Below are 11,156 nucleotides of genomic sequence, written 5' to 3' on the forward strand. Positions count from 1 at the left end.
AATAAATATGAATCACAAGCAACAACACCTGATACAGGAGCTAAAACTGGGGCTGAAGTTACAGTAACATCAAAACTAGATTCATCTGTACAATTTGGTGTAGTACCAGATTCTGAATAAATGTAAACCGTTTGTGTAGAAGTAATAACATCACTTCCATTCAACATTACACCTGTTCCCGTTGGTCCTCCTGTTGCTGTGTAATAAGAATTATTAACACTTAAATCATTTGGTAAAGTATAACTATCACAGGCTGAAACATCGGTCTTTTGATCAGCAACAGCCGTATTGAAAGTTACTACAACTTCATCGTCTTTTGTTAACTGTCCACAGGTTATCTCACACTTGTAAGTTCCACTTTCAGTTACTGTTAGAGTTTCTGTTGTTTGTCCTGGAATTAAAACATTGTCTTTAAACCATTTAATTGAGTCTTCACTTATAAACGTTGCTGTTATAGTGTGAGTTGCTTGATTACAAAGTGTTACATCTGGACCTAAATCTACGCTACAACATGCAGCCGCTCCTGAACCAGAAGTTTGGTTTAGATTAAATGTTCCTATAGAGTTTCCATAATTTGTAACTAACAATAAATAATGTTGTCCTACAATAGCATTAGGGATGTCTATAAATTCTGTAGAAGCTGCAGAGTAACTACAATCTATTATATTATTAGGAATTGTTGTGTTTCCGTCTGGATAGTCATAAAGATTGTTACATGCCGTGCTATTAATTTGCGCAGTAGTAAATGGTCCCCATAATATAAAATCTACATCAGAGTTACCTGCAGATGTTTGATTTAAAGTAAATGTAATAGGTCCTGAAGTTTCAATTTCTATTGTAAACCAGAAAGGGTTAGGTGTTGTAAATAAACAACCAATATTTCCATAACTAGGTAATCCTATTTGATTATTAATTACTGAACCATCTCCACAAGTTGTTTGAGCGCTGTCGCACTGAGTAGGAGTTGTAATACATAAATCAAAATTTGCTAATAAATTTGGAGTTGCTGGTTGCGAATAAACTCTAATGTAATATACATCACCAGCTGTTAAGCCTCCAACAAGTCCATTATTATTTACTTGACAATTTATTTGTGTTAAAGCACTACAAGATGCCCCAGAATAAACTGCAAAAGCTAGATCAGTTGTTGTTCCTTGAATATTATTTAAATTAATATTATGAATACTTGCTAAAGCTGTAAACTGAAACCAAACATCATCGTCAGCAGAGCCTGTACATGCATTTGGTTCTGGAGAAGCTGTAGCACTAGATATAGTTCCAGGTACTGTATTTGTACAAATAAGAGAAGTATTTACTGGCGCCAAAGTTGGTGTAGCACAACTATCATTAGATGGTGGTGGTGGTGGCACACTTACACAAACATTAAACATTGTTGTTTGTAATAAAGCTGCCGTTGCAGTATAAACTCTTATGAAATATACTTGTCCTGGTATAAATGTATTAGCTACACTTAAATCAGGATTACTACATATTATCTGTGTTAAATTCCCGCAAGGATTAGTTGTGTTCGTTGAAGTATAAACCGCATGGTTTAAATCTAATGTACTTCCAACTATATCTTGAATTGTTATAATGTGAGTAGCTTGAGTTGCCGTAAAAGAAAACCAAACATCATCATCTGCAGTACCAACACAAGTATTTGCTTGAGATGATGGTGTAGCTCCAGCAACCGTTCCTGCTGTAAGTTGAGTACATGAACCATCTGTATTTACCTGCACTGTTGCAGCAGTATCACAATTATCGTTAGCTGGTGGTGGTGGTGGTGTAACACAAGTGGTATTCAGTGTAAATGTTCCTGATGTTGTATTATTAACTCCAAAAACATAAATATAATACAATGTTCCTGATGTTGTTGTTATTTGAACTTCAGATTGTAATCCACATGAATTATCATTTCCTGCGACACAAGTAAATGTACCACAACTTCCTGTCAGTACTTGAATTTTTGTATCAAAAGGAGATCCACATAATGAAAAAGTTACAACATCTCCGTTACCTGCAAAAGTATACCAAACTCCAGGTGAAGTATTTGATGCCGTTCCACAAAAAGCAGTTGGCGCTCCAACACTTGTTGAACCTTGCGTAGTTCCACTAACAGGTGTGTTACATGTAAGAGGTATTGCACTTGCACATAAATTGTTCGGAGCAGGACAAAACGTTTGTGTTAAAGTCGTGCTATTTTTAAAACAATTTAAATCTTGATCATTTTGAAGGTTTATCGTAACTGCTGTATTATTTGGAAAAGGACCAAATTGTATTGTTCCAGCCGTTGTTATTGTCTGTGTTGTTGATGCAGGTGTTGTTGTTCCAGAAATTGAAGTTGCAGAACCCATATTTGAAACATTAGCTGTTACAAAGAAAGTATCTGTTCCACTAGAACAATTTGAAACCATAGCAAAAGTTGATGTCATGTTAACACATGAATTCTCCACAATTGTTAATGTATAAGGAACACTCTGTGGTAATGACCATGTAGATATAACTACATAATAGGTCTGACCTACTGTTGGTGTAAAAGTTATTGAATCTGGTGTTGTTGATCCATTTCCTGAAGTACTTCCTGCCACACAACTTAATCCAACGTTGGCACAGTCATTATAAACGAATAATCCAGACCAAGTAGAAGTCGTTTGAGAAGTAATTGTAATAGAGTTTGTAGATGTTGCTGTAAATTGATAAAATACATCATCTCCGTTTAAATAAGTCCCTGTTGTTCCACAACCAGATGAACCTGGACTTCCACTATAATCATCTCCAAATCCTGAAGTATTATCGGTAGTGGTATATGGTAAACTAGGTATAGAAATTGGTGCTCCACAAGTTTCACCTAATGAAGCTGTACAGAAATTAAAGGGGCCTATCCATTGACTATTTGATCCAGAAGTACATTTTGCTTTAACATAAAAATCATAACATGTTCCTTGTGTTAATGTTGTTACTGTATATGGATTAGAAGTAACTAATGTTCCTGTTCCTGTTGGAGTGGCTCCTGTAGCTACAATTTCAACTTCCCATTGAGAAGCACCACTTGGATTGTCCCAACCTAAAGTTGCACCCGTTAATGTTGGGTTAGTTACTGTTTGAACTGTAGGATCTAAACATTGCTCCACGACACTTACATCATCAACAATCCAACGGTCACCATTGTCATTTGTCATTACAAAGGCTACGTATACTGGTTGCCCAACATAAGAAGCTGGAAATTGAACTACTTTTTCTTCACAAATATCATAAACAACATTTAATTCTGTTTCATTCCACGTCTGAATAGTTGTAAATGAAGCCGCATTTGTCTGTGAAGTAGTAGATACTCGAATAGTATAGATACTTCCAAAATTTGCTGCTAGTGTTTGTTTTGTAGAAAAATGTAATTGACCATTAGTTGGTATTGTTACTTGAGGTGTTACCAACCAGTCTTCTGCGAAAGTTCCATCTGTAACATTTTCTCTACTTAGATAAGCAGAACGTCCATTACAAGAGTTTGGAGCTGGAATCACTCCCCAAGACTGAGCGGTTCCTATTCCATTATCAAAAACTTTCCAGTTCCCTGAGGTTAAAGCCCAGTTTCCTGCGGCCGGTAATGATGTTCCTTCAAAATCTTCTGTCAAGGCTGGCTGAGAAAAGCCAAGAAGAGAAAAGAACAGTATTACAATTAATAGCGTAATTTTTTTCATCATTTATTGTTTGTTTGGTTTGATTTATCTCCAAAAGTAATTATTATTTTGAAAACTAAAAGGCTTTTATTAACATTTTATGTTAAATTTGTTGAAAAATAATTCAACTTCCTAGAGAATATGATTGAAAAAGAGATAATAAATTTTGAAAAAACAGTAATAGTTGGAATTGTCACACAGAATCAAGACGAAGAAAAGTTAAAAGAATATCTTGATGAACTTGAGTTTTTAACATTTACTGCTGGTGGTGAGGTAATTAAACGATTTTCACAGAAAATGGACAAGCCAAATCCTAAGACTTTTGTTGGTACAGGAAAGCTTGAAGAAATTGCTACATATATTAAAGAACATGATATTTCAACCGTTATTTTTGATGATGAATTAACACCTTCCCAACAAAAAAATATAACTAAAATATTTGATATCAAAGTGTTAGACAGAACTAATCTGATTTTAGATATCTTTGCACAACGTGCACAAACCTCTTATGCCAGAACTCAAGTAGAACTTGCTCAATGCATATATTTATTACCTAGACTTTCTGGAATGTGGACTCACTTAGAAAGACAACGTGGTGGAATTGGAATGCGTGGACCTGGAGAAACCGAGATTGAAACTGATAGACGTATTGTAAGAGATAGAATTGCTTTATTAAAAGATAAAATTAAAGCTATCGACAAACAAATGGCAACACAAAGAGGTAATCGTGGTGCAATGGTTAGAGTTGCATTAGTGGGTTATACAAATGTTGGAAAATCAACATTAATGAATGCTGTTGGAAAAAGTGATGTTTTTGTAGAAAATAAATTATTTGCTACGCTTGATACAACAGTGAGAAAGACAGTAATTAAAAATCTACCTTTTTTATTGTCTGATACAGTTGGGTTTATTAGAAAACTTCCTACACAATTAATTGATTCTTTTAAAAGTACTCTAGATGAAGTTCGTGAAGCTGATTTATTGCTTCATGTTGTAGATATTTCACATCCAGAATTTGAACATCATATTGAATCTGTAAATCAGATTTTAAAAGATATTAAAAGTGATGACAAACAAATAATTATGGTTTTCAATAAAATTGATGCTTATAAACCAGTTTATTTAGCTGAAGATGATTTGATAACAGAAAGAGAACCTAAACATTATTCTTTAGAAGAGTGGAAAAAAACTTGGATGAATAACGTTGGAACAGAAAATGCTTTATTTATTTCAGCAACTGATAAAACAAATTTTGAAGAATTTAGAGAAAAAGTATATGAAGCAGTAAGAGAAATACACATTACAAGATTTCCTTACAATAAGTTTTTATATCCTGAATATAGTGAAGCCATCGAGAAAGATGAAGAATAAAAAAAAGTCCCAAATTTAAAACTTGGGACTTTTTTTATAAATTATTCTGACATATTAGAAACCGTAGTTAACACCTAAACCAATATTTTGACGTGTTTGAAAACCTCTAAAGGCATTGTCATCATAAATAGTTTGGAATGTAAAGTTTGTAGATAAATATTTATTGATAGTCATAACAATATTTAATTGGTAATCTAAATCAACATTTTGTGGGTCTTCTAAGTAGTTTGAATATAAGTTTACGATATTTTCAAAAGAAACGTTATCCATTAATTTGAATTTGTAGTAACCACTTAAAGCAGCACCAAACTCATATCTAGAAGTATCTCCTTGTTCAACACCAAAAGATGAACCTAATTGAGTAAACTCATCATGAACAATGATTAATTTTGAAGTTGCTGGAGCAATATTGAATTTTAAATTATCGCTTTTTTTCCACATCATACCTGGTCCAAATTGAAAATAAGCAGGAGAAAAGAAGTGTGAAATTTTTGTAGTTTGAGTATCAGGATCTAAACCTGTATCCATTTGAGTTTTAAAGTTAAAGAAAGCTGAATAATACCAAAGTCCAGAAGCTTTTTTACCTAACAATGAATTAAATTGTAATCTGTCATCTGATTTTTGCATGTCAGCATCTTTTAGTTTTGTAAGACCATAACCTGCCATCAATTTATTATCCCAAGACCAATCTCCTTTTTTATAATTGAAATCGTAATTAACTAAAAGATTACCTGAAAGACTACTTTGTCCACCAGCTAGCCAGTTATTGAAAGTTGATTGATTTCCGATAAGTGAAAAAGTTCCGGCTTTTAACCAACCATCTGGTTTTTCTTCTCCAACTTTTGCAGCTGCTTCCTCTGTTCTTTTTAGATTTTCTTTCTCAGTATCTTGAGCGATTCCAATTGAAGAAACTAATAATAAACTTAGTAGTATTTTTTTCATTTTTATTTCGTTTAAATTTGAAATGCAAAGATAATACTTGTCAAGCTTTAAGCCAATTTTACTTGTAGAAGTGCAGTTTTATTCGATAAAAAACACTATTTATTAGATTTAAACAAAGGAACTGCAGAACAAGCCTCACCAAACATTACGCTTTTAGCATAAGGCATTATTTTCTGAATAGCTAAAACATAAGCTTCTTGAGGAACAGGCTTATTTGAACAACCTTTTAAAATAACCGGTTTTTTGTCATAAATAGAAAAATCAATTTGGTTTAATTTTTCTTGATATAGGTTTAAAAGTAAATCATTTTTATTTCCAGAAACAACTTTAGACGCGTAAGGTTGAAGATAAACCGAAACAAGAGCAAATGTCCAAGCAGGTAAAATAGCATCAGTAGCACAATAAATAGAAACTAAACTATCTTTATAGTACAACCAATCATGATTTTTTAAAGATTCTCTAAACTCTTTTTCTTTAAGAATAAAACCTTCAACTAACCATTGCGAAACATCAATGGAATGAATGGGTTGCTTTGGAAAATAATCTTCTAAATCAAAAACTTCCAAAACACTATTTGCTACTTTATTTATTATTTCTTTTTCCATAATTTCTTATTGATAACCTTCTGCTTGAAGTGTGAATAATTGAGCATATAGTTTATTATTTGCCATTAATTCTTCGTGTGTGCCTGATTCTAAAATTGATCCTTCTTGTAAAACTATAATTCTATCTGCTTGACGAACTGTACTAAATCTGTGTGATATAATAACACTTGTTTTATTCTTAATCAAATGAATGAAACGTTCAAAAACTTCACTTTCTGCTTTGGCATCTAAAGCTGATGTTGGTTCATCCAAAATCATGACTTCGGCATTTTTCATGTAAGCTCTTGCTAAAGCTATTTTTTGCCATTGACCACCAGAAAGTTCTTGACCTTTTACGAATCGTTTTCCTAATTGTTGCTCATATCCATTGGTTAATTCTGAAACAACTTCATCTGCAAGACTTAATTCTGCAGCTTTTTCAATTCGGTCTTGGTTTTCGATTTCGTCAATTTTACCAATCGCTATGTTTTCTTTTACTGTGAATTCATATCTGAAAAAATCCTGAAATAAAACACCAAAATAAGCTTGGTATTCACTTTTATTATATCGATTTATATTAATTCCGTCTAATAAGATTTCTCCTGAAGTTGGTTCATAAAAACGAAGTAACAATTTAGTTAACGTTGTTTTTCCTGCTCCATTTTGTCCAACAAAAGCAATTTTTTCACCTGCTTTTATTGAAAAACTCACATCTTTTAAAATTTGATTTTCCGATTCTGGATAAGCAAAGAAAACATTTTTGAATTCAAATCCTTTTTCAATCACTTTTGGCAATGGAATATCTTCTGCTGTTTTTGGTTGAACCGAAATATCTATGAAATCGAAATAGTCCTTTAAGTACAATGAACTTTCAGAAATACGAGTAAATTTAGAGAAAAAATCTTGTAAACTTTTCATCAAACGGTTAAAACTTCCCGAAAGGAAAGTCAATTCACCTAAAGTAATAACGCCTGATAAAACGCGATAAATAATAAAAACATAAGCTGCATAATAACTTATTGAACCCAGTAAATTGAACAAAAACCCATAACCTGATCGTTTAATAACCAACGATTTATTCAGGTTAAAATATTTAGTTGCTAAGTTTCTAAAGCGATTTACTACGAAATTGGTTAAGCCAAAAAGTTTGATTTCTTTGGCTGTTTTATCATTTGCACCAATGTATCTTAAGTAATCTAATTCACGTCTTTCTGCTGTCCAACTTCTAGCCAATGAATATTGTTGTTGACTGAAACGAACTTCATTTACAAAAGAAGGAATAATACTTAAAACTAATAGAATAATCAGATAAGGTTCAAAGTAAATTAAACCAGCCACTAAAGTTATGATTGAAATTGTGGTTTGTGCTTGACCAAGAACATTTGACATTAAGTCAACTCTTCCTGAAGTTTGGGTTCTAGCTCTTTCTAGTTTGTCGTAAAATTCAGAATTTTCTAGAAGGCTAATATCAACTTCATTCGTTTTTTCAATAATTTTAACTGAAGTATTGATGTTATATTTATCACCTAAAACTCCGTCAGTCAATGAAATAGCTCTACTCATTAAATCGGAAAGTACTACTAGAATAAACTCTAATAATACGTATTTCCAAAGTTCAGAAAAATCCTTTTCACCTTGTGTTGTGATGCGAATAATTTCATCAATGATGATTTTTCCAACCCAAAGAATTACGACTGGTAATAAAGCTGCAATTAACCTACATAGCGCAGAAATTAAGAACAGCTTTTTATTTGTTTGCCAAATTTCTTTGAAAAAACGAGGTATATAAGTAAGTGAATTAAAAGAATCTTTTAATCCGATTTTCTTAGTGTCTTTTAATGATTTTGGTTGAAAACGAGCCATTTTTTTAGTGTTCAGTGTTCAGTAAATAGTGTTCAGTAGCAAAACCGCCAACTAATTATTGAACACTGTCAACTGATTTTTAAAGCATTCCTAGTTCTAATTTAGCTTCTTCGCTCATTAAATCTTTACTCCAAGGTGGATCAAAAGTAATTTCTACTTCACAAGATTTTACTACATCAATAGATTTTACTTTTTCTTCTACTTCTAGAGGCAAAGTTTCTGCTACTGGACAATTTGGTGAAGTTAGTGTCATTAAAATTTTAACATCGTTATCTTCGTTAATCATTACATCATAGATTAAACCTAATTCGTAAATATCTACTGGAATTTCTGGATCGTAAATTGATTTTAGTGTTTTTACTACGTCTTCTCCTAGGTTTACAGTGTCTGTATATTCTTCCATTTTATGCTGAATTTTTTCAGTATCTTTTTATTTAAATACTTAATTGTTAATTTGATTGCTTTGCATTAAAAGCTAATGCGTACATTTTTATTTGTTTAATCATCGAAACTAATCCATTTGCTCTTGTTGGTGACAAATGTTCTTTTAAACCAATTTCATCAATAAAATCTGTGTTTGCATCTAAAATAGCTTCAGGTTTTTGATTGGAAAAAACCCTAATTAGAATTGCAATAATTCCTTTAGTTAAAATAGCATCACTATCAGCAGTAAAAACTATGTTTTCTCCATTCTCTTCACCATGTACCCATACTTTAGACTGACAACCTTTGATAATATTATCTTCGGTCTTATATTTTTCTTCTATTATTGGTAATGATTTTCCGAGTTCAATGATGTATTCATAACGTTGCATCCAATCTTCAAACATGGAGAATTCATCTACTATTTCGTCTTGTATTTCTTTAATTTGCATGCTGAATTATTTCTTTTCTGATAATTTTAAAATTGTATCAACCAAATTTTTAATTTGAGTTGGTGGAATTGTATGGTCAAAGCCCAAAGTTGCATAAACTACTTCATCTTTAGTAATTGTTAAGTTTGCTGGAGGTTTTCCATCATAATAACGTTCTTGAGTTGGTCCTTCCAATTTATTATAAGTAGTTAAATCTACTTTTTTAAATAAATCAGCTATTGATTTCCATTCTGAATCGGTTAGTTTAACTTCATGAGGTTCTTCATTTCTTGCATTAGTCACAAAAAAAGTTTTATTCTCTATAGTAATTGTTTTATGATATCCTCTACTGTTGGCATCATATACCATTTTAACTTTTTCTAAATCTTTATATTCAGAACATCCTTCCACAAGGAAAACACTCAAAAAAATTGTAAGTAATAGTTTCATAATTTCTAGTTTTTTAAGACAACATCATTTTAGCTTTCTTAACAGCTTCTACAAAGATATCGATTTCTTCTTTGGTATTGTAAAAAGCAAAACTTGCTCTAATTGTACCTGGAATTTTATAGAAATCCATTATTGGCTGAGCACAATGGTGTCCGGTTCGTACTGCTATTCCTAATTTATCTATAATCGTGCCAATGTCATAAGGATGAATTCCTTCAATGTTAAAAGAGATCACAGATGCTTTTTTAGACAAATCGTTTGGGCCATAAATAGTTACACCTTCAATTTCTTTTAATTTTTCCGTTCCATAGACTAATAATTCATGCTCATAAGCTGCGATGTCATCAAATCCTATTGAATTCATGTAATCAATTGCAGTTCCAAAAGCTATTCCACCAGAAATATTTGGTGTTCCTGCTTCAAATTTATGAGGTAAATCTGCGTAAGTTGTTTTTTCGAAAGTAACTGTTGCAATCATTTCTCCACCACCTTTGTAGGGAGGCAATTTTCTTAACCATTCTTCTTTTCCATATAACATCCCAACACCTGTTGGTCCACACATTTTATGAGCAGATGTCACATAAAAATCAACATTTAAAGCTTGAACATCTGGTTTTAAATGTGGACAAGCTTGTGCTCCATCTATTAAAACTGCTGCTCCAACTTTATGCGCTTTTTCAATGATTTCTTCAATTGGGTTTAAAGTTCCCAAAGCATTTGAAATATGATTACAAAAAACCAATTTTGTTTTGGTTGAAAGTAATTTATCATATTCTTCCATGATTAATTCCCCTTGAAGGTTCATTGGGATTACTTTAAGAATTGTTCCTGTTTTTTCACAAAGCATTTGCCAAGGCACAATATTACTATGATGCTCTAATGCAGATACAATAATTTCATCTCCTTTTTTAAGAATTGACTCAAAGCCATTTGCCACTAAATTAATGCTTTCGGTTGTTCCTGAAGTAAAAATTATTTCATAAGATTCTTTGGCATTAAAATGCTTTTGAATCTTTAATCTTGCCTGTTCATAAGCATCTGTTGCTAATTGACTCAAAGTATGAACCCCACGATGAATATTAGCGTTATATCTTGAATAATAATCAACGATAGAGTCGATTACTATTTGAGGTTTTTGTGAAGTGGCTCCGTTATCGAAATAAACTAATGGTTTTCCATTCACTTGTTGTGAAAGAATTGGAAATTGAGAACGGATTTTTTTGATGTCTAACATTTCAAAATAGTTTGAATGCAAATTTACAACATCATTATTTAAAATTAGAATAAATAAAGGTTAAAAATACATCCTTAAGGTTAACATTTGTTCATGCTAAATGTTAATTAAACAATAAGGCTTTCTCAATTGAGAAAGCCTTATTTTTATTGATTTTATTTAAAGTCTATTATCGTTTTAATGA

Annotated in this window: 9 protein-coding genes; 1 reads left to right on the forward strand and 8 read right to left on the reverse strand. The window is 31.9% G+C overall.

The features are described from left to right. The coding region (locus tag AAC008_RS14695) for a choice-of-anchor J domain-containing protein (RefSeq protein ID WP_339890249.1) at positions 1 to 3,698 on the reverse strand (3,698 nt) is incomplete at its 3' end. Positions 3,699 to 3,815: 117 nt separating this feature from the next. Here AAC008_RS14695 and hflX point away from each other — a divergent pair. After that, complete coding sequence (gene hflX / locus AAC008_RS14700) at positions 3,816 to 5,045, forward strand: GTPase HflX (RefSeq protein ID WP_339890250.1); 1,230 nt, start codon at positions 3,816 to 3,818, stop codon at positions 5,043 to 5,045. Between the two features lie 54 nt (positions 5,046 to 5,099). Here the strand turns inward: hflX and AAC008_RS14705 are convergent, their stop codons facing one another. The 7 genes from AAC008_RS14705 to AAC008_RS14735 form a co-directional block, all read right to left on the reverse strand. Then, positions 5,100 to 5,987 carry a DUF3078 domain-containing protein gene (locus AAC008_RS14705; protein ID WP_339890252.1) on the reverse strand — a complete coding sequence of 296 codons (888 nt, stop codon included), beginning with the start codon at positions 5,985 to 5,987 and terminating at the stop codon, positions 5,100 to 5,102. A gap of 95 nt (positions 5,988 to 6,082) precedes the next feature. Continuing rightward, the gene (locus AAC008_RS14710; RefSeq protein ID WP_339890255.1) at positions 6,083 to 6,592 is read right to left on the reverse strand and encodes a DUF2480 family protein; all 510 of its coding nucleotides are present in this window, start codon (positions 6,590 to 6,592) and stop codon (positions 6,083 to 6,085) included. 6 nt (positions 6,593 to 6,598) lie between these two features. Continuing rightward, positions 6,599 to 8,434 (reverse strand): ABC transporter ATP-binding protein, encoded by a 1,836-nt coding sequence (locus AAC008_RS14715; protein WP_339890257.1) that lies wholly within the window; start codon positions 8,432 to 8,434, stop codon positions 6,599 to 6,601. 79 nt (positions 8,435 to 8,513) lie between these two features. After that, positions 8,514 to 8,837, reverse strand: a complete 324-nt coding sequence (locus AAC008_RS14720; RefSeq protein WP_339890259.1) for an SUF system Fe-S cluster assembly protein — start codon at positions 8,835 to 8,837, stop codon at positions 8,514 to 8,516. Between the two features lie 46 nt (positions 8,838 to 8,883). After that, a complete protein-coding gene (locus AAC008_RS14725) occupies positions 8,884 to 9,309 on the reverse strand; it encodes a SufE family protein (protein ID WP_339890261.1) in 426 nt (141 codons plus the stop codon). A 6-nt stretch (positions 9,310 to 9,315) separates the two neighbouring features. Beyond that, positions 9,316 to 9,738: a hypothetical protein gene (locus AAC008_RS14730; RefSeq protein WP_339890263.1), complete on the reverse strand. Its 423-nt coding sequence runs from the start codon at positions 9,736 to 9,738 to the stop codon at positions 9,316 to 9,318. Between the two features lie 13 nt (positions 9,739 to 9,751). Then, positions 9,752 to 10,972, reverse strand: a complete 1,221-nt coding sequence (locus AAC008_RS14735; RefSeq protein ID WP_339890265.1) for a cysteine desulfurase — start codon at positions 10,970 to 10,972, stop codon at positions 9,752 to 9,754. Positions 10,973 to 11,156: the final 184 nt, after the last annotated feature.

This window comes from uncultured Flavobacterium sp., from assembly GCF_963975515.1.
Classification (GTDB): domain Bacteria; phylum Bacteroidota; class Bacteroidia; order Flavobacteriales; family Flavobacteriaceae; genus Flavobacterium.

Coding starts and splice junctions, on each gene's coding strand:
- hflX (WP_339890250.1), top strand. CDS start 3,816: ATGATTGAAAAAGAGATAATAAATTTTGAAAAAACAGTAATAGTTGGA.
- AAC008_RS14705 (WP_339890252.1), bottom strand. CDS start 5,987: ATGAAAAAAATACTACTAAGTTTATTATTAGTTTCTTCAATTGGAATC.
- AAC008_RS14710 (WP_339890255.1), bottom strand. CDS start 6,592: ATGGAAAAAGAAATAATAAATAAAGTAGCAAATAGTGTTTTGGAAGTT.
- AAC008_RS14715 (WP_339890257.1), bottom strand. CDS start 8,434: ATGGCTCGTTTTCAACCAAAATCATTAAAAGACACTAAGAAAATCGGA.
- AAC008_RS14720 (WP_339890259.1), bottom strand. CDS start 8,837: ATGGAAGAATATACAGACACTGTAAACCTAGGAGAAGACGTAGTAAAA.
- AAC008_RS14725 (WP_339890261.1), bottom strand. CDS start 9,309: ATGCAAATTAAAGAAATACAAGACGAAATAGTAGATGAATTCTCCATG.
- AAC008_RS14730 (WP_339890263.1), bottom strand. CDS start 9,738: ATGAAACTATTACTTACAATTTTTTTGAGTGTTTTCCTTGTGGAAGGA.
- AAC008_RS14735 (WP_339890265.1), bottom strand. CDS start 10,972: ATGTTAGACATCAAAAAAATCCGTTCTCAATTTCCAATTCTTTCACAA.